The organism is Puia dinghuensis (assembly GCF_014642875.1).
Classification (GTDB): domain Bacteria; phylum Bacteroidota; class Bacteroidia; order Chitinophagales; family Chitinophagaceae; genus Puia; species Puia dinghuensis.
Window position 1 is genome coordinate 568,875 of sequence record NZ_BMJC01000002.1, and the last position, 23,687, is coordinate 592,561.

Annotated in this window: 19 protein-coding genes; 4 read left to right on the plus strand and 15 right to left on the minus strand. The window is 55.7% G+C overall.

Annotation, left to right across the window (positions count from 1 at the left end; all coding sequences use genetic code 11):
* Positions 1–2: 2 nt before the first annotated feature.
* From IEY39_RS10605 to IEY39_RS10630, 6 genes are all read right to left on the minus strand, one after another.
* Positions 3–2,390 carry an ABC transporter permease gene (locus tag IEY39_RS10605; RefSeq protein WP_188931243.1) on the minus strand — a complete coding sequence of 796 codons (2,388 nt, stop codon included), beginning with the start codon at positions 2,388–2,390 and terminating at the stop codon, positions 3–5.
* Positions 2,391–2,516: 126 nt separating this feature from the next.
* The gene (locus tag IEY39_RS10610; protein ID WP_188931244.1) at positions 2,517–3,314 is read right to left on the minus strand and encodes an alpha/beta fold hydrolase; all 798 of its coding nucleotides are present in this window, start codon (positions 3,312–3,314) and stop codon (positions 2,517–2,519) included.
* Between the two features lie 95 nt (positions 3,315–3,409).
* Positions 3,410–4,339 (minus strand): hypothetical protein, encoded by a 930-nt coding sequence (locus tag IEY39_RS10615; protein ID WP_188931245.1) that lies wholly within the window; start codon positions 4,337–4,339, stop codon positions 3,410–3,412.
* A 68-nt stretch (positions 4,340–4,407) separates the two neighbouring features.
* Positions 4,408–5,079, minus strand: coding sequence for a hypothetical protein (locus IEY39_RS10620; protein ID WP_188931246.1), 672 nt, complete (start codon positions 5,077–5,079; stop codon positions 4,408–4,410).
* Positions 5,080–5,264: 185 nt separating this feature from the next.
* On the minus strand, positions 5,265–6,689 hold the full coding sequence (locus tag IEY39_RS10625) for an L-serine ammonia-lyase (protein ID WP_188931248.1): 1,425 nt from the start codon (positions 6,687–6,689) through the stop codon (positions 5,265–5,267).
* 383 nt (positions 6,690–7,072) lie between these two features.
* Positions 7,073–7,483, minus strand: a complete 411-nt coding sequence (locus IEY39_RS10630) for a hypothetical protein (RefSeq protein ID WP_188931250.1) — start codon at positions 7,481–7,483, stop codon at positions 7,073–7,075.
* Between the two features lie 80 nt (positions 7,484–7,563).
* Between IEY39_RS10630 and IEY39_RS10635 the strand changes: the two genes are divergently transcribed.
* On the plus strand, positions 7,564–8,556 hold the full coding sequence (locus tag IEY39_RS10635) for a hypothetical protein (RefSeq protein WP_188931251.1): 993 nt from the start codon (positions 7,564–7,566) through the stop codon (positions 8,554–8,556).
* A 4-nt stretch (positions 8,557–8,560) separates the two neighbouring features.
* Positions 8,561–9,073 (plus strand): cupin domain-containing protein, encoded by a 513-nt coding sequence (locus IEY39_RS10640; protein WP_188931254.1) that lies wholly within the window; start codon positions 8,561–8,563, stop codon positions 9,071–9,073.
* On the opposite strand, the gene IEY39_RS10645 is transcribed toward IEY39_RS10640, so the two are convergent.
* The 3 genes from IEY39_RS10645 to IEY39_RS10655 are packed head-to-tail and all read right to left on the minus strand — an operon-like array spanning position 9,070 to position 12,917.
* Positions 9,070–10,389, minus strand: coding sequence for a metal-dependent hydrolase family protein (locus tag IEY39_RS10645; protein WP_188931255.1), 1,320 nt, complete (start codon positions 10,387–10,389; stop codon positions 9,070–9,072). The genes IEY39_RS10640 and IEY39_RS10645 overlap by 4 nt on opposite strands.
* A complete protein-coding gene (locus IEY39_RS10650; RefSeq protein WP_188931257.1) occupies positions 10,379–11,812 on the minus strand; it encodes an APC family permease in 1,434 nt (477 codons plus the stop codon). The genes IEY39_RS10645 and IEY39_RS10650 overlap by 11 nt, the downstream gene beginning before the upstream one ends.
* 25 nt (positions 11,813–11,837) lie before the next feature.
* Positions 11,838–12,917, minus strand: coding sequence for an aromatic ring-hydroxylating oxygenase subunit alpha (locus IEY39_RS10655; RefSeq protein WP_188931258.1), 1,080 nt, complete (start codon positions 12,915–12,917; stop codon positions 11,838–11,840).
* A 38-nt stretch (positions 12,918–12,955) separates the two neighbouring features.
* Here IEY39_RS10655 and msrC point away from each other — a divergent pair, with 38 nt between their 5' ends.
* Positions 12,956–13,438: a free L-methionine (R)-S-oxide reductase MsrC gene (gene msrC, locus IEY39_RS10660; RefSeq protein WP_188931259.1), complete on the plus strand. Its 483-nt coding sequence runs from the start codon at positions 12,956–12,958 to the stop codon at positions 13,436–13,438.
* Between the two features lie 49 nt (positions 13,439–13,487).
* Entirely contained in the window at positions 13,488–14,261 is a 774-nt protein-coding gene (locus IEY39_RS10665) for a polysaccharide deacetylase family protein (RefSeq protein ID WP_229688865.1), read from the plus strand.
* 17 nt (positions 14,262–14,278) lie between these two features.
* Here the strand turns inward: IEY39_RS10665 and IEY39_RS10670 are convergent, their stop codons facing one another.
* The 6 genes from IEY39_RS10670 to IEY39_RS10695 form a co-directional block, all read right to left on the minus strand.
* On the minus strand, positions 14,279–15,490 hold the full coding sequence (locus IEY39_RS10670; protein ID WP_229688866.1) for an ROK family protein: 1,212 nt from the start codon (positions 15,488–15,490) through the stop codon (positions 14,279–14,281).
* A gap of 143 nt (positions 15,491–15,633) precedes the next feature.
* The gene (locus IEY39_RS10675) at positions 15,634–16,887 is read right to left on the minus strand and encodes a multiheme c-type cytochrome (RefSeq protein WP_188931261.1); all 1,254 of its coding nucleotides are present in this window, start codon (positions 16,885–16,887) and stop codon (positions 15,634–15,636) included.
* A 3-nt stretch (positions 16,888–16,890) separates the two neighbouring features.
* Positions 16,891–18,285, minus strand: coding sequence for a vanadium-dependent haloperoxidase (locus tag IEY39_RS10680; RefSeq protein WP_188931262.1), 1,395 nt, complete (start codon positions 18,283–18,285; stop codon positions 16,891–16,893).
* Positions 18,282–21,815 carry a VCBS repeat-containing protein gene (locus tag IEY39_RS10685; RefSeq protein ID WP_188931263.1) on the minus strand — a complete coding sequence of 1,178 codons (3,534 nt, stop codon included), beginning with the start codon at positions 21,813–21,815 and terminating at the stop codon, positions 18,282–18,284. The genes IEY39_RS10680 and IEY39_RS10685 overlap by 4 nt, the downstream gene beginning before the upstream one ends.
* Positions 21,812–23,119 (minus strand): c-type cytochrome, encoded by a 1,308-nt coding sequence (locus tag IEY39_RS10690; RefSeq protein ID WP_188931265.1) that lies wholly within the window; start codon positions 23,117–23,119, stop codon positions 21,812–21,814. Before IEY39_RS10690 ends, IEY39_RS10685 begins: the two co-directional genes overlap by 4 nt.
* A gap of 6 nt (positions 23,120–23,125) precedes the next feature.
* Positions 23,126–23,632 (minus strand): redoxin family protein, encoded by a 507-nt coding sequence (locus IEY39_RS10695; protein WP_188931266.1) that lies wholly within the window; start codon positions 23,630–23,632, stop codon positions 23,126–23,128.
* Between the last annotated feature and the right edge of the window lie 55 nt (positions 23,633–23,687).

Consider the following 23,687-nt stretch of genomic DNA (forward strand, 5'->3'; position numbering starts at 1 on the left):
CCCTATTCCGATCGCAGGCTGCGGCTAGGGTTGGCTGTGGCGCTTTTTATGGCCTGGAAGCTGATAGTAAGGATGGTGATTACAAGGGCGACTGCACCTGCCACCAAAAAGACGCCGGGGCCGATGGTGATGCGATACGAATATTTTTGCAGCCAGTTGTGGAGAAAGTAGTAGGCCAGGGGCGACGCCACGATACAACTGATCGCTACGAGCACGATAAAATCCCTGGTAAGGAGGAGCCATAAATGGGTGACAGAGGCGCCCAGCACTTTGCGGATACCGATCTCCCGGGTCCGTTGTTCTGCCATATAGGCTGAAAGGCCAAATAATCCCAGACAGGAAATGAAGATGGCCAGTCCGGCAAAGAGCCCGGCAAGGCTTCCCACCAATACTTCAAGTTGAAATTTCTGCGCATAGCTTTCGTCGGCAAAATGATAGAGGAAGGGATAGGCGGGGTTGTACCGGTTGAAGAGCGGTGCGATCTTCTGCATCGCCTCGTGCATATCTGCATTGGGCGCAAGGCGGAAGGCGAGGTTCCCGGCATTTGGGTCATAGACGAACATCGTAGGCTCGGCGGGTTGGAAGGGTGACAGCATAAGCGCGTCCTTTACGACACCAATGACCTTTATCTTTTTATCATGATCGTACATCGTGATCGTCTGGCCGAGCGGATCTTTATAGCGCATGCGTTTTACCGCGGATTCGTTCAAAATAACATTGAGGCTGTCGGCCGCGAGATTGCCGGAGAAATTTTTGCCGGCGACGAAGGGTATGCCGAGGGTGCTGAAATAATCATCGGCAATGTCGACCTCCGCGAGGCCGAGGGTTTCGGCGGGGATCTGGCCGCTCCAGGCTTTTATACCCGACCAGGACCAGAGCTCGTTGACCGGGCTGGAAGACATTGTTGCCGATGTTACGAGCCGGGTAGCGAGAAGATCGCTCTTCAGGACAGCGTAATTACGATTGAGATCGATGCTGCCGTCGATGAGGACGAGGCGGTTGGCGTCGTAGCCGGCGGGGCGTGCCTTGACATATTGCACCTGACGATAGATGAGCAGGGTGCCGATGATGAGGGCGACGCCACAGGTGAACTGGAGGACGACGAGCGCCTTTCGCGGAAGAGTGGCGGCGCGGCCCGCTCGGGCCGCGCCTTTAAGCACTATTACCGGTCGAAAGGAGCTGAGGAATAACGCAGGACGACTGCCGGCAAGCAGGCCGGTAGCAAAAATGTACACCGCCATGACGCCCCAGAAGACGAGGCTTTCATAAGGGATGTGGATGCTGCACCTGGTGAGTATATTGAAGGCGGGAATAGCCAATTGGGTCAGGGTTATGGCCATGAACCCGGCGACAAAGGTGATGACCAGCGACTCGACAAGAAACTGGACGATGATGTCCCTGCGCTGCGAGCCGATGGCTTTGCGAACCCCAACCTCCCGTGCGCGTTTTTCGCTGCGGGCAGTGGCTAAGTTCATGAAGTTGATGCAGGCTATGAGCAGGACGAGTGCGCCGATGAGGCTGAACAGCCGCACATATTCGATGAAACCGCCGTCCTGGCGGCCGTCTTTAAAGTCAGAGAAGAGGTGCCAGTCGGTCATGGCCTGGCAGAAGATCTCCGCCTTGGCCTGCCGGTAGCCCTCAGGGTCATATTTTTTTACGATGGCTTTTAGTTTTGGTTCCACCTGGGCATAAGTGACGTTGGGCTGCAGCGCGACAAAGGTCTGGAAGGAGTTGTTGTCCCAGCTGCTGGTTTCGTAGGACCGTCGTACCCAGTCGTGGGTGGCCATGTAATAGCTGAAGGGGATGACGTAATTGAAGGTGAAGGTGGAATTGGGCGGGAGGTCGCGGATGACGGCCTTTACGATAAGGTCGTGCTGGTTGTCGACGCGGACGGCCTTGCCGAGGGCATCGGCGTTGCCGAAGAGTGAGCGGGCGGTGGATTCGGTGAGGACGATGGAATAGGTTTCCTTTAGGGCGGTGGTGAGGTCGCCTTTCAATACGGGATAGCGGAAGATGTTGAAGAAGTCCGTGTCGGCCTGGGCGCCGGCAAGGAAGAATTTCTTATCCCCCACCAGAAGGTCGTGATTGCCCATCCAGTCGGTGTGGGTGGCGTATCTTATTTCGGGAATTTCCTTACGGAGATCGATGGAAAGCGGCAGGGGGGTAGCCATCATCTCGCTTGTCTCGCCGTTGCGGTCGAAGCGAATATGCGCCTGGTAGACCTGTCGATAGCCAGGCAGAAAACGATCGAAAGAATACTGGTATTGTACCCAGAGGCCGATGAGGAGAGCGACGGCCATGCCGATAGCGAGGCCGAGTATATTGAGGGCGCTGTAGGCTTTGTTGCGTTGGAGGTTGCGCCAGGCGGTGAGGAAGTAATTGCGGAACATGGTAGGCTGCGTTGGTTATCATTACGAGGACCAAAGCGATGCCGGATTTGCTGTCAACTGGTTTTCAGCCGATTAGGTTGGCGGGAAGGCGGGAAATTGTGCGGATTCGATACATCGGGTGTACGATCAACGAAGCCGGCGCAAAAACGAGCCGAGCGCGTTGTTAAATTCCGTAGGGGATTCCATGTTGGGCAGGTGGCCGGCACCGTTGATGACGACGAGGCCGGCGTTGGGAATGTTATCACTCATGAGACGCGCGACGGGTATGGGTGTAAAGAAGTCTTCGGAGCCGACGATGATGAGGGAAGGGACCGTGATGGCGGGGAGGATGGCGGTGTGATCGCGGCGAAGGGCCCTACCCTTGTGGGCCGCGGCGGCGCCTTCAGGGCGTGTAGCGGACATCATTTTGTAGAGCGGGTTGTAGACGGCGGGGTTTTGCAAGGAGGCGTTAGCGATGTATTTGTGGATGGTTTCGTCGGTGTGTTTTATCATGCCTGTTTTTAGGATTTGTTCGGCTGTCTCCAGGCGGCGGGCGGCGGATTCAGCCGTTTCGCCGCGGGCATCGGAGTCGACGATAACGAGGGCGGTGAACCGATGCGGGATGAGCCTGTAGAGATCGAGCACGATCTGCCCGCCCATGGAAAGGCCGATGAAGGCGGCTTTTTCGATGTTGAGTTCGTCGAGAAGATGAATGATGTCGAGGGCCATTTCGTCGAGCAGGACGCGGGGTGTAGTCACGTCTGTCTCGCCATAGCCGCGGAGGTCGGGAAGGATGAGGCGGTAGTCGTTTTTAAAGTGAGCAACCTGTTCGCTCCACATCGTACGATTGAACGGATGGCCGTGGATGAAGACGAGAGGGGCGCCATTGGGTTGGCCGAGATCGTCGTAGGCAAGGCTTATGCCTCTGATGGATGTTACCGGCATGAAAGTGGTTTTGCTTGCGGGGCAAAGTTAAGAGCATCGTACATGCCAGAACAGATGCAGAAATGCGATTTTCGGGTAGATCAGATGTTGGTGATCTAGAACTTACACCTAACACCCAGTGTCCAGAAAAAGGTATTACCGAGTTTCTCTACTGTCTTCTTGTTCGAGACGGACCCGGTGGAGTAGACGGTATGTACATCGACAATTGCGGGGTTCACCGGAATGGCATACGTAGGGGTGAAGCTGAAGGTAAATTTTCTGACGGTATAGCTCAGGGGCAGGCTGGCTTCATAATCGAGCATGCGAAAGGTTCCGGCATCCTGAACAGTGCCGGTGATCTTTTCGGTTCCGGTTATGATTTTGGTACCACTGCGCTTTTTGAACCGCCTTTGTTGGAAATAGCTGTCATAGAAATTCAGCGTGCTGGCATTGGCCATAAAGGTGGGGGTAATCCTCAATTTATCGTTGCATGCTTCGAATTCATGCTCCAACCCAAAGGAGCCGTTGACGTCCGTGGTGGGACCGAAGTCCAGGCCGGTGGTGAGGGAGGGGGTGATAAATCCGAGATCGAGCTCGTTTCGATAGGACATAGAGAAGGTGATGCCGGATGTCACACTTGTGCTCTGGCTGTTATAGAAATACTTCGTAGCGGTGAAGTCGCCGCTGTAAATACCGGCGTCAAAGGCATAGCCGCCTTCCAGGGTGAAGACATCGATGCGGCTTTCCGTCGAATTATCCAGGTAAGCGGCCGAAGCAGAGAAATACATGCCTGACTTATGTTCATAAGTGATCGAGGGCATATAATATTGTAATGCTTCAGAGTCCTTCCGGCCCATGTAGACATTGTTACTCTGGTAAGAGACTTCAGCCAGGAAGTGCGAGTGATGATGTGGTTTCGCGGGGTTGCCGGTCGCCGTTGTCGAGTCGTGTGCAGCCGCCGAAGTATCGGGGGATTGGGCCTGAAGACAGGATCCAATTATTGTAAAGGCGAAGAGCAGTAAAAGGGCGGGGTACAATGTTTTCATCTTTAGCGTTTGGGCGAAAAAAACCCGGAACTACATTGCGTTGATAGTTCCGGGTTATAATAAAGGGATTAGTTGCTGGTGCTCTTGGCTTCCGTCTTGTCTTCTTTCAGATCGGCTTTATCGCTCTTGAGGTCTTTCTTGTCGTTTTTCAGATCTTTCTTGTCCTTGGACAAATCTGTCTTGTCATTTTTCAGATCCTTCCGGTCTTTGGACAGATCTGATTTGTCTTTGGAGAGATCCTGCTTGTCCTTAGAGATGTCCTTGTGGTCGGCGGAGAGGTCTTTGGCATCCTTGTTCCGGTCGGTACGGTCAGCGGAAAGGTCTTTTTTGTCGGCATTGATGTCCTTTTGCTCCTGGGCCGCGGCTTCATAGTTGTGATCCTTTACATCTTCATTGCGCGCTTTACGGTCATTGCTCAGGTCGGTCTTGTCCTTTTGGATGTCGGTGTTGTCCTTGTTCAGGTCTTTCCTGTCAGCGGTTGCATCCTGGCGATCTTTGTTGAGGTCTTGCTTGTCGGAAGTAATATCTTTTTTGTCTGTGGCAATGTCCTTGCGATCGTTAGAGATGTCCTGCTTGTCCGATGCGATGTCTTTTTTATCGGCGGTGATATCCTTTTTGTCGTGATGGATATCCGCGCGATCGTGGTGGATGTCATGATGGACATGCGGGGGTTTCTGCGCCTGGGCCAGGGTGCCGATACTTAGCAGGGCCGCTACAAGGATGGTTGCTTGCGTTTTCATCACAGTGAATTTTAGAGGGTTTTTTAATGTGTTTTTAATATTCCTGAAGTTCGCTATATGAGAAGGCTGTGGAAAGGGAAAATTTAATCAGGAATGCGCGCTTAACAACCCATTAACAAATTCGGGCGGAAGCAATTGAAGAACAAGCGGGCGAATGGGAGAAAATTCCCGGCGTTTGGCGCGGCTCAGCATTCGCTGAGGCCGAGGGGTATCTGAACGGCGAGGCCGCCGTCGGAAGTCTCTTTGTATTTGCTGTTCATGTCCTGGGCGGTGTGCCACATCGTCTGGATGACGGCGTCAAGAGAGACCTTGGCGTAGTCCGGGGTGCTTTGGAGGGCGAGTTGCGAGGCAGTGATTGCTTTTATGGCTCCCATGGTGTTGCGTTCGATGCAGGGTATCTGGACGAGGCCGCCGATGGGGTCGCAGGTGAGGCCGAGGTGGTGCTCCATAGCAATCTCGGCGGCCATCATGGCCTGGCGCTGGGAGCCGCCTACACATTCGGTGAGGCCCGCGGCGGCCATAGCGGAGCTGACGCCGATCTCTGCCTGGCAGCCACCCATGGCGGCGGAGATGGTGGCGCCTTTCTTGAAGATGCTGCCGATCTCGGAGGCGGTGAGGATAAACTGGAGGATCTTTTCTTCTTTATAACCGTCACAAAAGATGACGAAATATTGCAGGACGGCGGGGATGACGCCGGCGGCGCCATTGGTGGGGGCGGTGACGACGCGGCCAAAGGAGGCGTTCTCTTCGTTGACGGCGAGAGCGAAGCAGCTGACCCAGTCGAGGGTATATTTGAAGCTGTTGCCACCGTTGCGGATGGCCTGTATCCAGGTATCGAAATCGTGGTAGCTGTTGTTACCGATGAGGCGGCGGTTGAGAGCAGCGGCGCGGCGCTGGACGTGGAGGCCGCCGGGGAGCATGCCTTCGGAATGGCAACCGCGGTAGATGCAGTCGCGCATCACTGACCAGATGCGGTGGACACCGGCGCGGGTCTCTGCTTCGGGCCGCCATGCGGTTTCGTTCTCCATGACGATGTCGTTGATGGACATACCGGTCTTGCGGCACCAGTGGAGAAGATCGGCATTTGTGTCGATAGGGAAAGGCAGCTGGACGGCAGTCCCGGTAGCTGAGTCATCGCCTTCTTTTTTTACGAAGCCGCCGCCGATGGAGTACCAGGTCTCGGCGAGCTGCCGGCCGTCCTGCCATTCGGCGAGGAAGGTCATGGCGTTGGGGTGGTACGGCAGGGTTTCGGAATAGAGGAAGGCGATGTCGGTGGCAGGGTCGAAAGTGATGAGCTTTGTCCCCCGGATATTGAGTTGTTTTTGGTTCTTTATGGCATCAATGGCGGGGGTGATGTTGCCGGGGTCGAAGGTGACGGGGTCTTCGCCGGCGAGGCCGAGCTGGATAGCGATGTCGGTGCCGTGGCCTTTGCCGGTCTTTGCGAGGCTGCCGTAGAGGAGCACCTTTACGGAGGTGAGGCGGTCGAGGCCTTTGGATTGGAGGGTGTCGGTGAAGCGTTGGGCGGCGCGCCAGGGGCCGAGGGTATGGGAGCTGGAAGGGCCGACACCTATTTTAAACATGTCGAATACGGAGATGCTTTCGTGTGGCAAGATAGATGGGTTTTGGGCAAAGTTAGGTGGTTGCGCTTATTGGGCGAACTAATGGGTTGGCATTAAAAAATTTTGAAGATTTTTTAATTTTCTTGCAGCAATCCCGGGTAAGGGGTTGTCTAATTACAGGGACTATTTTTGACGAAAGGGGAAATAAGAGGATATGCTTCCGACGTAAGAGATTGATTATCTAATAGTTTACCTTCTTTTCATCCAAATCTAACCTTATCGATGGCTGACATCTGCAGGATTTCCCTGTTGATAATCCATCCCCGAAATTCATCGCTTCTTCCATCCCTGATTTAGATATACATCTGCTTGATGTGCAGTAACCATGAACTACCTGCTAAGAGCCCTGGTCTAATACCGGGGCTTTTTTTTGCCTATTCCCCACCCTGTTGGTCTGACGCGGGGGTGGATGATGGGTCGGTCGCGGGGTCGGCGGTGGCTTTAGTGGCATGGGTGGCCTGAGCAGCATGTTCGTCCCGCGCCTGGCGGGCAAGCAGCTCGCGATAGCGCTGCTCATACTGGTCCCACTTATGCCGCTGGTAGAAAATAGACGTAAACCCCACGATGAGCAACAAGGCTATAAAAAGAACCCGCGGGTCGAAGTCCTGACTGTTGGCCTCCACACCGGCAGACTTGTTCCAGCCCGAGGCGAAATTGATGACGATGGGAATGACGAATAGTAACCCAATGGGAATACCTAACAGGAACTGACGAACGACTTTCTTACGCCGCAGCCGGTTCTGCTCCCAATACCGGATGAAACGCTCTTCTTCCTTCGACAACATAGCTATTTCGCTTTATTCCACAAAGTTAGGTGTAAGTTGCAGAAGTTGACTATCTTTAACCCATCCTAAAATCCGATGGTTTGAAACTACCACAGCTATTGTCGCAATTTTTGTATCAGACCAAGAGGCTCGACCTGCCCGGCATCGGGACCTTCACCCTCGACGCGTCTGCAACGATACCGCAAGAGTCCGACCGCTTAGGGCATGTGCCAGCCTCCGGTATCACCTTCAAGAACGCCAACATTCCGGCCGCCGACGACACCCTGATCACCTATATCAAGGAACATACGGGAAAAATGAAGTCCCTGGCCGCAGCCGACCTGGACTTCTTCCTGACCACCGGCCGGCAACTGCTGAATATCGGTAAACCTTTCTACCTCGAAGGCATCGGCACACTGCTTAAAAACAAGGACGGTCGCCTCGACTTTACGCCCGGCGAATACCTGATCCCCAAACTAGAAGACCTCCACCACCCCGAACGCCGCAGCCCCGGCGCCACCTCCTTCGACGAACCACCCCGCGAAGAACCTACAGGCAGCAACGTCCGCCAGACCCTGCTGCTGATAGGCCTCGTCGGCGGACTCATCGTCATCGCCTGGGGCGGCTACTACCTGTACAAACGTAACAACTATACCGAATCGACGGCAGAGAACCGGGCACGCGTGATCCCCGAGTCGACGACGACCCAACGAGCAGACACGACGACACTATCCTCAGCGCCGGCGACGGGCAGCACAGGAGGTCAAGCAACGGCCCCGAAAGACACGGCACTGGCCAGGACGACCAACCCGGCCACTATTCAACCGGCACCACCGACGACTGTACAGCATACGCCCGTCCCGGAAGCAGGACAAAGCCTCTGGCGGTTTGTCATCCTGCAAACGCCAAACAAGAACCACGCCCTTCGCCGGTATAATCAATTACTTGGCTACCAGTTGAATATACACATGGAGCAGAAGGATTCGAGCTTGTTCAAGCTGTATTTCCCCATCGCCGCAGCCATAAAGGATACCACGCATATCAAAGACTCCCTTGCCGACGTCTATGCCGCGCACGTATCCATCGAACAATGATGTTATGACGACCATACGGCCACCCGCCTCCTACTGGATCGAGAAACTGCAACTCACTCCACATGTGGAAGGCGGCGCATTCGGCGAAGTCTACAGAAGCGAATTGATCCTTCCCCGCAGCGCCCTGCCGCTGTTCTTCCAGGGCAACCGGTGTGCTTCCACCAGCATCTACTTCCTGCTTGCCCACGGCCAGTTCTCGGCCTTCCACCGCATCGCCTCGGACGAACTATGGCATTTTTACTTCGGCGACCCGCTGCTGGTCTATGAGATCACGCACAACGGCAGAATGATGGAACACCGGCTCGGCCAAAACCCCGAATTAGGAGAGACATTCCAAACAGTGGTGAAGGCAGGCAGCTGGTTTGCCAGTGTACCCGCCCCCGGGAGCGAATATGCGCTGGTGGGTTGCACGGTGGCGCCTGGTTTTGACTTTGCCGACTTCGAACTGGCCGAACGGGAAGCACTCACCACACAATACCCGGAACATGCTGAGGTGATCGGGCGCCTGACTCGCTAGGGATAATAGAGAACACCATCTTTCATGACCCAGACTACCTTGCGGATCTGCGAGATGTTGGCGGAGGGATCACCTTCGACGACAAGCAGATCGGCAAAAAGCCCTGGCTTTACCCTGCCAACATGGTCGGCGATATGAAAGACGTCGGCATTGACGGAGGTGGCCGAAAGCAGAACATCGAGGGGCTTCATCCCATATTCCACCATATCTTCCATCTCGCGGGCATTGGTGCCATGTGTATAGACACCAACATCCCCACCCATGCAAATGGTCACACCTGCAGCAAGCGCCTGGCGGAAATTTTCTTTCTTTGCCCTTATCCGGGCAGGATCGGGATCGACGCCTTTTTTCCAGCCATTGTACCCAAGGATGGCTTCCCCCGCGGCAAGGGTGGGACAAAGAGCAATGTTCTTCGCCTTCATAGCAGCAAAGAGCTCCGGGTTGCCGCCTTCCCCATGTTCAATGGTATTGACACCGGCTTCGATGGCGCGGCGCATGCCTTCCGTTGTCGACGAATGAACGACGACCTCTCTACCGCTGCTGGCAGCCACCTCTACTATCTTCTTTAATTCCCCGACGGTGAATGTCGGCTGTGCGACGCCGTGAAGGCCCCAGCGATAGTCGGCATATACCTTGATAAGATCGGCCCCATGTCCTATCTGGGTACGCACTTCTTTTGTGACGCCTTCGAGGCCATCGGCTTCGGCCGCGCCATGGGGTGTCTCGAGATCATTGGCCAGCTCTTTCGGTCCATAGCTGCCCGTAGCGACAATAGCGCGGGTGGCACAGAGCATCCGCGGACCGGGAATGATGCCTTTCTCTATCGACTCCTTTAGTCCGACATCATCATACCCTGCACCTTCGGTGCCAAGATCGCGGACGGTGGTAAAGCCGGCGAGGAGGGTCTGGCGTGCATGAACGACGGCGCGGGCGGTGCGTTCGGCGCGGGATTCTTTCAAGACCTGGTCATCCCAGGGGGTTTCATTATACGGATGGAGAAAAAGATGGCTATGTCCTTCGATGAGCCCGGGCAGCAGCGTGGCGCCATGGAGGTCGATGACGACGGCGCCTTCGGGCGCTTTGATGGTGTTTGGTGGTCCGGCGGCCTCGATGAAGCGACCACGGACGAGGACCTGCCAGCCTTCGTGCATTTGTTCGCCATCAAAGACGCGGTCGGGCCGCAGGACGTAGACCTTCCGCGAAGTGTCGGCGGGGAATTGCGCATTGGCGACGCCGGCGAAGGCGAGAAATAGCAGGAAGTACAGGACTGGGCGGGCGACCCGGACAAACGCGACAAGGAGAAGGTTATTTCGCATGTTTCCGCTTTTGCCACTGAAAATACAAATAAAAAGGAATACCCGTAGCAGTGAGCAGGAGACCGAAGACGGACTGGATGATCGGACTCCTGCCGCTGTTGTAGGCGCTGATATCGTTGTAAAGGGTGATGACGAGATATACGGCGGTGAAGATGACGAAAATGGCCGGGAGGACGGGATAGCCTTTTACGCGATAGGGTCGCGGGATGTCCGGCATCCTGCGACGGAGGAGGAAAAGCCCCACCCCCGTGAGTCCATAGAATATCCAGGAGAGGAATACGAACATATCGGCGAGGATGTCGAAGCTGCCGCTGAAGACGAAAAGGATGCTGATGATGCCCATCAGGATGGCGGCATTGCCGGGGGTGCCAAACCGGGGATGGACCCTGCCGCTCCACGCAAAGAAGTCACCTTTTTCCCCCATCGCAAACAGGACGCGGATGTTGGCAAGAAGATTGGAATTGGTTGCGCCAAAAGCGGAGATGACGATGAGGGCGGAGACGAGACCCGCCGCGGCCACGCCAAGCACCTTTTCCATGGCATCGGCGGCAACCAGGGAGGAATGGGCCATCTGCTCTACGGGGATGACATAGATATACGCCAACGTGGTGAGGGCATAGATGCCGATGCAGGCGCCGACCCCGATGAGCAGACTGCGGTGGATGTTGCGATGAGGGTTCTCGATCTCGCCGGCGATCATATTAAGATTGTACCAGCCATCATAGGAGGAGAAGGCGCCGGATGTAGCGGCCATGAAGGCAGCCAGAAGGAGGAAATGGGTCGGATGGAAGCCCGGACTATTGGTGATGAAATTGACGGCATGACCTTTGCCTGTAAAGAGCAAGCCGCCGACGAGCAGGAAGAGGGCAAGCGCTTTTACGAAGGTGGCGACGACTTGCAGGGCGTTGCTTTGCTTTGTGCTGTAATAGTTGAGCGCCGTGAGGAAGATCAGGATGAGGGCGGCGGTGGACCTTACTCCAAAATCCTGTAAGGGATAGATATCGGCGACAAAAGGAAGATGCAGCCTTATCGATGTCTCGACGGCAGGAGCAAAGCGGGGCAAGGGAATAAAGAATCCGAGATATTGCGCGGCGACAAAGGCCATAGAGGCAAGGGCCGTGGTGTTGATGACCATGGAGGCGCTGTACCCGTAGATAAAAGCGGTGAAGTCACCGTAGATCTTCTGAAAATAGATATAGGGTCCCCCAGTGTCGGGAAACATCGTGCCAAGTTCGGCAAAGATCATGGCGCCGAGGATGGAGACACCACCGGCAACAAGCCAGACGAGCAACAGCAGATAGGGTGATCCCAACCGGGCGGCCATAGATGCGGGCCGCATAAAAATGCCGGCACCGATGATGCTGCCGATGACAATGGAAACGGCGGACCAGAGGCCAAGCGATCTTTTTAAAGTGAGTGCCATGGATGCCGGGTTTTTAGGGTTTTGGTCAATCCAGGTACTTTGCGATGAGGCGATGGAAATGGTGCGTACCCTGCTCACGGGTGACGGAATAACGGCCATGGGTATAGAACCGCGAGCGGACGCCTTTCTGTACGGCTTCCACCACCTCTTCGTCCTCCATCTCGACGGTATCAAGGCCGGAGCCGGCGCCCTTGTCGTACTTCTCCTCGTCGGCGACATAGGTGAGGAAAGACACCCGGGTCTGGGTAAGGGTCTCGGGTTTGACGATGTTTATGCTGAGGCCCCAGGGGTAGAAGTTGAACATGAGGTTGGGGAAGACAAAGAAATAATAGGCGGCGACTTTTTTACCGTAGTCGGGTGACTCCGGCGGCAGGTCGAAGCAGTCCTCGTCGTCCTTTGCGATGCCCAGCTGGAGGCTGGCGTTGGCGAAGAGCTCGGTGGTATAGTTGCCAAAGTCGATAACGGTGTTGAGACCGGCATGAACGAAAGGGATGTGAAAGCCTTCGAGATAGTTCTCGCAGTACAGCGCCCAGTTGGCGCGGACGGTGAAGTCGCGGGAGAGTTGGGGCTTGAACACATATTCGTCCAACGGCAGCCAGTGGAGCCGTTGTTGGAGATCGCCCCAGAAGGCGTCGAAGGGTTGGCCGGGATGCAGGGAAGTGAAGAGCCATTTACCCCAGGCCTGCAGCGGTAGTTGTTTCAAGTCGTCGGCGGGGGATGGGAAATCCTGCACTTCTTTGAATTCCGGCATGCTGCGAAAGACGCCGTCGAGGTGGAAGAGACGGCCATGATAACGGCAGCGCAGATGGGAAAGGCGGCAGGGTTCGTTTACGACCAGGTTGCCGCGATGCGTGCAGACGTTGGAAAGGAGCCGGCTTGCATGATTATCGTTTACGAGCACGAGGGGTTCGTCGAGATAGTTTTCCAGCAGGGTGAAGGGATGGACATCCCCGGGAGTCGGGATGCAATCGCTGTCGCCGACGAATTGCCAGGAAGAAGCGAAGAACTTTTCCTTTATCTCGTGGAATAGCTGTACATCGGTATACAGATCGGTATGAGGCGTACGCGCCTTGCTGATGTCGGCATCGATGGTAAATCGTGGCATATTCTAAGATAAGATTAAGTTATTGTATTTTTGCGCCCATGTCGGAAGACTTGCAAATCATCAAGGGGAGCAAGGCCGAGCAGTACGGCTCGCTGTTACCCCAGATAAAGGCCCTGGTCGAAGGGGAAACGGACGGTACGGCCAACCTGGCCAATATCGCCGCCGCGCTGAAAGAACAATTCGGCTGGTTGTGGGTGGGGTTCTATCTTGTCCGGAACGGAGAGCTGGTAGTTGGTCCCTTCCAGGGGCCGGTAGCCTGTACGCGGATCAGGAAGGGCCGGGGTGTCTGCGGGACATCCTGGGCGGAGGCACAGACGCTGATCGTGCCCGATGTGGAGGCTTTCCCGGGGCATATCGCCTGCAGCAGCCTGTCGCGGAGCGAGATCGTCGTGCCGATCTTCAGCGGGACCGTAGTAGTAGGCGTGCTGGATGTGGATAGCGTTGAGCTGGGGGCGTTCGATAGCGAAGATCAGCGCTGGCTGGAAGAAGTGGTGCGGGTGTTGCCGGGAGTCAATGCGTAGCTTCGCGGCCTCCGGCCGCGTGGGAATGCGTAAATTTTTAATCATCTATATGAAAAAGCATTTTGTTTGTTTGGGTCTGAGTTGGTTTGTTTTTGGCGCGACCATCGCCCAACCGGTGGCGCCGTCGGTGGTGATGAGTAAGAAGGAAGTGCCGATACTCTGCTATCATCAGGTTCGGGACTGGAAAGCGACGGATTCCAAAGTATCAAAAGATTACATCATGCCGCCGGCCGACCTTAAGGCTGAACTGAAGATGCTTCATGACAGCGGATATCACACCATTCTCCCCGATCAGCTCTATGCTTACCTGACGAAGGGCGCGGCTTTACCAAGCAAGCCTATCATGCTGACCTTCGACGACACGGATGAAGACCAGTATACCGTGGCCTGGCCCGAGATGAAGAAGTATGGGTTCAAAGGTGTGTTCTTCATTATGACCATTAGTTTGAACAAGTTACCACACTATATGACCAAGGAGCAGGTGAAGGAATTGTATACCGCCGGCAATGTGATCGGCAGTCACACCTGGGACCATCACAATGTGAAGAAATACCAGGGTAAGGACTGGGAGATACAGATAGACAAGCCGACAAAACAACTCGAAGCCATAACGGGTACGCCGATACACTACTTCGCTTATCCCTTTGGGCTACAGAACCGCGCCGCCTTCCCCGAACTGCGCAAGCGTGGGTTCATCATGGCCTTCCAACTGGCGGACAAGATGGATCCTACCGACCCGCTGATGACGGTGCGGCGGATTATCGTAGGCGGAGGATGGAGCCTGAAGACCTTTAGCGCAGCGATCAACAGGGATTTTCATTAGCAGGGGGGCCCCGGCGGTCAAGCCGAATAGTAGCTTTCAACCACCAATGCGGCGGCCCCGATGAGTTCTGCGTTGTTTCCTAATTCCGAGACTTCGATACGCGTTTGGGAAGCCAGGCGTGGTATGCAATGTTCGTTCAACGCCTGTTGAATAGGCGCCTGCCAGATCTTGCCGGCAGATGCACCCCTTCCGCTTAGCACGATCAACTCGGGATTGAGAAGATGGATGAGAATGGCAATGCCTCTTCCAATGGTATAGCCGGCCTCCGACAGGAGACCGACCGCAAATTTGTCACCGTCTTCGGCAGCCGAAAGAATGGCCTGGGCAGCCAGGTCGCGGTCCCTGGCCGGCAGGGAATGGCTGAGGGCTGTCAGACTGCCGTTGCGGATGCCTTCTTCGGCCTTCGCGATCAGTTCGAGCAGGGAGGCTTCGGTCTCGAGGCAACCGGTCTTGCCGCAACTGCATAATTTGTTATTGGAATAGATGGGCAGATGGCTAAACTCTCCAGCAAATCCGTTATGTCCACGGAAATACTCCCCGTTGAGGATCATGCCCAGCCCCACGCCCCATCCGAGGTTGATGACCAGTACGTTCCTCATGTTGCGCGCTATCCCGAACCGAAACTCCGCCAGGGCGATGAGGCCGGAGTCGTTCTCCAGGAAGGTCTGGATGCCGGTGCGTTCGGTTAAGTACCGGGCGAGTCCCTTACCTGCCAACTTCAGAAAGCTATAGTTGATACCTTCGCGGGCATTCACGAAACCGGGCATCCCGATGCCGATGCCGGCGATCTGGGTGCTTCCGATGCCGGACTCCAGGATGAACTCGTTGATCAGGACGGCGAGCCGATCGGGTGTAGCCTCTTTGGCTGTCAGCGGAAACTCGAATTTCCTCACCGGCGTCACCTGCTTTTGATGCATATCCATGATGACGATGCGGGTGAAGAGTTGGTCCATCGCGACGCTGACGATATAGAAGGATTCGGGACGGAGGGAATAGCTCTGGGGGCGCCGGCCACCCGTAGAAGGTGCGTAGCCCGTGGGCATCACATATTTCTCTTCCACCAGTTGGCCGACCATCTTCGTAGCCAGGGGAAGGCTGGTGCTGGTACGATCGCTGATATCAGAACAGGATAGGTTGCCGGCAAAATACAGTTCTCTAATGATCTTCTTTTTATAGATCACACTCTTTTCACTCATAGGAAAGTAGGCCCATTCATCTAGGACATGCAAAAGTAACTGGTTTTTCGGACAACCGACGGGATGGGTCAGGTATTATTGGCCTTCGTGTAGATTTTCTCCTTTTTCGCGCAGATATCGTTCGTTTTGCTACAGTTGTTGTTCGATTACGCGCAGGCGTTGTTTACTTGCGCGCATCAGCGATGCTTTATTTTTTCGAGGTATTCCTTCGCAGCATCGGGATAGATCGCTACCCGATGTGTACGGACAAGGTCATGTACGAGCTGGTCCTGGCCGGATAGCTGCAGGGTGATCGCGTTAGAGGGCAGGGCCGGCATATGGCAATCGATGCAATTGTTGGTGAGGCCCATCGTTTTCACGGGAGAAAAGGAACAGGAGTGCTGGCCGTTGCCGCTATGACAACCCGCGCATCGCTGCGAATAAACTTCCATTCTGCCATGTTCATTGACGTGTGGGTTGTGACAGGAAGAGCAATCCAGCCCGTCGGCCAGCCGGAAGCATTTGCTTGCCGTAAGCAGGCCGTATTGGTTTCCATGGACGTCGAGCGCTGCAGTCGCCGTGGTGTCGTAGGTTGCCTTGGAATAGTTGTCGAGGGTATCGCCTACGGCAAAAGAAAAAGAGGGCTTATTCTCTTTCCTGAATCCCGAGTGACAGAGCGCGCAGGCGTCGAGGCGCTGTTGACGGCTGAGATGCCGGGTGTTGACGATGTACCTGGCCGTAAGGTCTCCGGGATGTGCGGCCTGCCAGGCGACGTGCTCCGCGCCGGGTCCATGGCACCGTTCGCAATCGATGCCGTAGATGATGCTGGCGCTGTCGAACACCGTCCCCCTACCCTCCAGTTCGGCAGTCACCGCATAGGTGCCATGACATTCTATACACTGACCGCGCGCTTCTTTGCCGAAATAGATCATATTCTTCGGATACCCGGGGCTGTTACACCAGCTGTCGAGCGGAACAAAGTAGGAAATAGGCAGCTGAAACAGTCGGCCCGCGTCCCAATACAAGTAGGTCTGTCCCTTACGGCCGGAACCGATGACGATACCGAATGCTTCACTTTCGATGGGATTGCCGTTGAAGAAAGCCGTTTGGTAGAATCGGCCGGCCTTTTTCTCCATCCGCACTTCCATGTGTTCGTTGAGGACAAACCGGCTTTTGTCGCCTTTGAAAGAGCCTTTTATGAAAGCTGCGGCGGCAGGCCGGGAATCGAGGTAATGGGCCGTATGAATATGGGCGGCATAAATTTCTTTGTGACAGGACTGGCAGGCGGCCGACCCGATGAATTTCCCTGGCTCCTGGTTACCGGCAGCCTCCTGGTTGTCGGTCGCCGTTTGGTGCAGCACGGGCGCAGTGGGCGGCGTCCAGCGGGCAGTGGTGAGGTAGATCGCTGGTATCAGCAAAAGGGTAAGGTGGTATTTTTTAATGGCCGGCATCTGTCAGCCTGCTTTTTTAAGTTTTATCTTTTGCAGCACCCACTCCCCTATCTTTCTTCCCGATACCTGTCCCTCTTCGATGGCTGCCCGGTAATGGATACCGCCATAAAGCCTGGAGACAGCTGCTTCCTGTGCCGCCTGGCGGAAAGATACAAAATGTCTTTCCGGCAAACCGTATTTCTTCTCCGTATCATCGTTGAAAGCGTACTGCCCGCCTAAAAAGGGTGTCAGCACGGTAGCGGCGACCATCGAAACGATGCTATGGCCGCTGGTATACTCCGGAAAGGGCGGCGTCTGGAGGATCGGGCGCCAGCCTTCATCGATATAGGCATCGATATACGTCTCGGGACGGATGACGTTGCTACGGTATTTCTCATCCCAGCAACTGATAAAGGCATCGAAGATGCCGATGGAAGTAAGGGTATAGGCGGCCGCCGTCTCCATGATGTCGCGGTGCTGTTGCCGGGATACCGTCGAAACGATGGCTATCCAATGGCCGCCGGGCGTGATCTTTTTGGTGGCAAACATCAGGTGGCCTTCCGTTGTAACGGCGAAGGGATTGCAGTCCCAGAAATTGGCGATGGCTTTCTGCTCGTCAGACAAGGAGTTTACAGTGCGATAGACGTCGTAAGCCGCATGATAGAAGGGGCTACTGCTGTCGGCACTGAAGGGTGGCGCCGCGGGAGGACGAAACTGGCCGGCGCTGTCGAGGGTGATGGGTCTTATCCTGTTCCAGTAGGGTTCCACCGCCGCCATATACACGGGGGGAGTCGGGATCCACTTCCCTTTTTGCCGGGAGATGCGATAGCGCGGCAGGCGGCGGGTCTCTTTATATTGATCGGTTTCTGCCCAGGCGATGACGGCTGCCGCCACCTGCTGACCATATTCGAGTGAAGCCTTGTAGGTGGAGGGGTCGGGGGCGCCGGAGCGGAGATCGTGCAATATCGCGTGGATGGAATCCTGCATGGCCGAATCCGAAAAGACCAGCTTTTTGCCTACCAACAGGAAGGCATAGACGGAGGCGACAGGAAAGGAGATGGCTTTATCCGGCGCCGGTATCTCCGGGAATCCCTTCACCTGGCCGTAAAGCGAGGAATATTCCTGCGGATGGGCTTTAACGAGGGTCTCATAAGCCGCAATATTCGTATACAGGTAGATGCGGCTGGCCACGGGAGGCGAGAAGATGTCATGGACCATGATATCGGTGACAGCATCTTCCGCGCGACGTAAGGCTTCGCTGTTGTCCTGCGCAACGGCGGGGGCGATTGCGGCATGTTGCGGCCCGGCGGGATGTTGCGGCCCGGCGGGATGCTGCGCGGCGGTTGCGGGGTGCTGCGCGGCGGCTGGGGCAGGAGCAGCAGCTAACCAGACTGATAGGATCGCGATAATGACTTTCATCGGGAATTTACTTTTAATACCTGTACGGCATCGTTATTTTTTGCGATGATCACCAGTCTTTCGCCGGCCGGGCCCCTTAATTCGATGATTCCGCGGACGTCGCTACCGATGTAGCAGCCACTGAGGGCAGGGTCTACGGCGTGGAAGGATGGGCCGGGCCCTTTGAGGAGCATACCCAGGCTGGCATCGCATCGGCCCAGTTGAGTACGATAGGGAAAGAAATTGCCCGAGACCAGGATATCCTTTTTGCCATCGCCATCGAAATCATCCAGGATGGCGCCGTAGACCTTGGAGAATTGGGCGGGCAACGGCAGGGGGCTAAAGGAAAAATGTCCCCCACCCCGGTTGTAGAGGATGCCGGAGGCAAGTTCGTTGCAATGCAGGACTTTTGCTTTGGCCAGCTTTTCCGGTGGAAAGATGTCTTCGATGGTGGCGTCGGCATAGGCCTTATAACTGTTGAATTTTTTTCTCAGGGAAACGATCTGGTCGAGCAATTCATCCCGGGAGACCATTGGATAGCTCTTTCCCTGGATATAATAACAAAGGATAGGATCGAGGGAGCCGTTGTCATCGAAGTCAGCGACGTAGAGGGAAAGGGGTTGGTCGAGGGAAGCCTTGAATTGATTGTTAAGCCCGCAGTTGCCCAGGATAAAGTCTGTCCGGCCGTCGCCGTCGACATCGGCGGGGGTGATGGAAGACCACATTCCATCGAGGTTGGCGAGTCCGGCAGCGGTGGAAACATCCGTTAGTTTCCCTTTGACGTTACGGAACAGCCGAACCGGCATCCAATCGCCGGCGATGAGGAGGTCGGGGTATTGCGTGTCGTCCAGAGCCGACCAGACGGCGGCTTTCACCATACCGGACTGGCGGAGAGAGGGGCAGATGGCTTCCGTCACATCGGTGAATTTGACGATGCCGTCATGCGAGTCGTTGTGCAGCAGATAGCTGTTCGAGGGCAGCGGGAAGGAACCCGGGGCGCCGCGGCCGCCGATGAAGAGGTCGATACGACCATCATGATCGAAGTCGCCTGCGGCGATGGCGAACTTGCTGCTGTTCATCACCGGGAGGGCATTCGCGGGTGCTTTCGTGAAATGGCCTTTGCCGTCGTTGAGGTAGAGGTTATCCTGATAGCCGGGGGACTGGTCGGGGTATTCGTTGCCGCCGCTGACGATATACAGGTCGGGAAAGCCATCACCATTGGCATCGAAGAACAGAGCGTTCACCTCTTCATAGGCGGTATCCGCCGCCCAGGGTTGGGACGGCGCCGGAGAGAAATGACCGTCTTTGGTCTGGAGGAAGAGCTGGCCGCCCTGGCCGATGGCGCCGCCGAAGAAGACATCTTCCAGTCCATCGCCATCGACATCCGCCTTAGCCATCGCGGGACCTTCCCGCGACAACTGATAGGGCAGCAGCGGTTCGTCCTTGAAGTCGATGAATTCATTTTCCCGGTGGCGGAAGCCGATGCCGGCGGTTGCGGTGATATCGGTGAAGAGACGCGTCCCGGCGGGTGTTGCCGGGGCTGCCGGAGCGGTTAGCGTGGCGGAGGATGCGTGAGCCGCGGGTGAGGGGGTGGTTGCGGCGGCAGCTGATGAGGCCGGGGCAGTTGTCGTGTTGGCGGCGGGCGGCGGGGAAGATGCGGCGGGGCTGAGGGCGGCGGGGGCGAGGTTTTCTTCGTTCAGGTTGAGCGTTTGATCCGGCGCAGGGTTGTTCAGCACGGTGACGCTATCGTCGGGCCATGTGATGGTGAGGCGGAGGATGGATTGGGTTTTCGGGAAGCCGAAGAAAAGTTCTGGCGCCATACTGGACTGGTAGCCCCGGACAGGATAAAGCTCTTCATACTGGCTGGCGCCGTCAGTGGTAGTCAATATCGCTTTTGCACCATAGGCCTTTGTATTGAGGCCCCGGCCGGTGAGGCGCAGGCGGATCCAATGGTTGCCGGAGAGTTGGTTCTCGTTGTTGCGATAGATCATCGCCGGCTCGTTGTTATTGCAGACGACGAGGTCGAGGTCGCCGTCATTGTCCAGGTCGGCGTAGGCGGCCGCGTTGGAGACGGTGGGCCGTGAGAACCCCCAGTCGGCAGTAACGTTGGAAAAGGTGAGATCGCCGTTGTTGCGGAAGATATAATTGCTGAGCTTGTTGGCGGGCATCCTACGGACGAGGTCGATGGTTTTGAAGTTCTGATCGCCCCGTTTTGCCGCCGCCATTTTTGCATCGGGAACGGTATACTTGAGGAAGTCGAGGTCGGTAAAATCCCGCAGGTAGCCGTTGCTGATAAACAGGTCTTTCCAGCCGTCGTTGTCGAAGTCGGCCAGTAATGGTGACCAGGACCAGTCGGTATTCGAAATGCCCGCCAGCTGGCCGATCTCAGAAAAGCGGAGATGTCCATTGTCATCTATGCCTTCGTTGAGGTGCAGCATGTTCCGCATCTGCTGGTGGTAGTAGCCGCTGTCCAGCAGCAGATGGTAGGCATCGTATTCATCAGGGCCTTTTAGCAGCTTCTGGCGGTGGTTGTCTTCCGGCAGCATATCGAGGGTGATCACATCGGGCCGGCCGTCATTGTTGTAGTCCGCGATATCGTTGCCCATGGAATACTTGGAGACATGCGTGAAAGACTGTTCGAGCGATTCGGTGAAGGTGCCGTCGTGGTTGTTGAGATAGAAGTAATCCCGTTCGGTATAATCACTGGTTGTATAGATGTCGGGCCACCCGTCCCCGTTGACATCGCTGACCGTGACACCAAGTCCAAAATTCAGGGGGTTGTTGATAATACCTGCCTGGAAGGTGACGTCGGTGAAATGGATATGGCCGGCGGCGTCCCTGTCCTGGCGAAAGAGCCGGTTGCCGAAGTGGAGGTCGGGCGTGGCGCGGGTCTTGCGGGTATTGAGAAAGGGGTTGTAGGTGTGGTTGGAATGGTTGAGGAGGAACATATCCAGGTCGCCATCCTTATCGTAGTCGAAAAAGACGGCCTGCGTGGACTGTGTTCCCGGCGCATCGAGCCCATATTCTTTTGCCATGTCTTTATAGATGGGGATGCCGTTGGTTATTCCCTGGCAGATGAACAGCTGATTGGAGAGTTTCGTCGAATCATCATACTTGCCTGAGTGGCAGACATAGATGTCCATCAGGCCGTCGCCGTTGACGTCGGCGATGCTCACGCCGGTGCACCATGTTCCGTTGCCGGCGACATGGGCCTGGCGGGTGACGTCCTCGAACCGAAAATTCCCTTTGTTAATGAAGAGCTTGCAGGGTCCGGTGTTGCCTGAAAAAAAGATATCGTCGAGGCCGTCGTTGTTGAGATCGGCTATGCCTACTCCCCCACCGTTGTAGAGGTATTCGTAGCGAAAGATGTTGAGCGAGTCGTCCTCTTCGATCTTGTTCAGGAAGGAGACGCCGGTCTCCTTTTCGTTGAGCAGGGTGAACAGGGGCTGTTGCACCTGCGGGGGTTGCGGCGGAGGGGAATGGAGTGGGTTCCTCTGCGCAAGCGAAAGCAGGGGGAACAGGCAGCCGATGGCGATGATGAGCTTGTTCATTGCAGATCGATTTTTTCGTCACCTTCCTTATAGGGCAGGAACCCCATCATCAGGGTCATCATTTCGTCTTTGGTCTTCATATCGCCCATAGAGAAGACATTTTTGGGCGGATTGTTAGGATTGGCGGGATTATCGGTCGTATTGTCGTATGTGCCCTCGATATGGATCACCGAACCTACGGGTACCTTGATGGGATGAGGGAACCGGTATATTTCCTGCCAGCGAAAATCCCAGTCGGGGATGTGTACGAGCCTGATGGTATCTCCATTCGGGGTGGTGATATAAGCCTTGTACTCTTTTCCCAGCAGGTGCATATGGGGCCACACATAGAGCAGGGACTGGTCCTGGCTGGGGTTGGTGACTTCGAGGCGGAAGGTCTGGACGGTACCGGCCTTGATATAGAAGATGGGCTCGATCTGCTGTTCCCCTATACCGCCCGAGCCGAAGCTCACTACTTTCATCACCCGGGTGATGGCGGTCTTTTTGAAAAAGAGGTTGACGCCGCAGATGCTGGTTTCGTCGGTAGCCGACGGGGCGTAGTGGACGGTGAGCAGGATGACGCCTCTTTTGGGCATCACCCAACCAAATTCCCTTGGAAAATATTCATAGCTGGCGCCGGGTATCCAGCCTCCATAATAGGACATGATCCGGCGATAGGGCATGTACTGGTCTACCTTGGTGCGATCGTCATCTGTGAGGTTCACATAGGGGACTGTGCTCTTTATATCGATGGCCGGGTCGGGCACGGCCTGGATGGCGTAGTTGGCGTGATGGATCAATTTTTTATTGTTGCAGAAAAATTCGATGGCTTCGACGTTGGCAGAGTCTTTCAGCTCGAAAGGTATCTTGAAGATGACGAAGCGTTCGCCGTTGTCGCCCTGCAGGTGGAAGGAGTCGGTGGCGGTGAGCACGAGATCGGGTTTGCGGCCGTAGAGGGTACCGGGGACGGGAGGCCTGGCCGCCGGGGCATCTGCCGGTTTCCCTTCGGGACCTTTGTTATCGACCCACCTGGTGATCAGCGCGATCTGGGCGTCGGTAAGGCCCCGTTCGTTGGCAAAGTGGGTATAGGTGCGGTCGGCGCGCCAGGGCGGCATATAATGGCTCAGGACGACCTTTTTTATGAAAGAGGCGCGTTTGGCTACATCTTCGTAAGTGAGCAGCGGGAAAGGAGCGGCTTCACCAGGCTGGTGACAGGGGGCGCAATTGGTCAGGATGATGGGGGCGATGTCCTTGTGATACGTAGGTTCCTGCGCCCGGATGGTCAGTACGCTGAGAGCGATGAGGGGAAGGAGGAGGGTTTTCATGATGGGTTAAAAGTCGTTTATCAGGCAGCCGACAGGCGTCGTCTTTTTTACAGGCGGCGGCTGGTGCCGGAGGGTGTAATCGATGGCATCCTGCAAATAATTTTGAGTTGGTTTATTGCCTGCCCGACCCAGGCTTTTGTACCAATTGTCGATAGCGCCCTGGTAGATGACGGTGTTATCCGGGCCGAGGAGGATGGCCTCGGGGGTTGTGGTTGCGTGAAGACTATGGGTGATGTGGAGATCGCGGTCTACCTGCAGGAGATAAGCGATGTGGTATTTTTCCGTGAAAGTGGTGATATCCGATTGTTTCCAGGTCTTACCGGGGATGATGCCGGTGAATTTGACTTTGCCGGCATATTGTTGTTGAAGCTGGTTGAGCGTGCGGGTGTAGTTCTGGCAGAGGGGGCATTCGGGTGAGAGGAAGACGAAGACCCTCATCGTCCCTCCTTGAGCAAGGGTAAGATGCCAGCCACAGACCAGGAAGACCCACATATACTTTGCAAGTGATGGCATAATATAAAAATACAAAACTCCGGGTGATTGGCGCCACCCGGAGTTTGGAGAATAA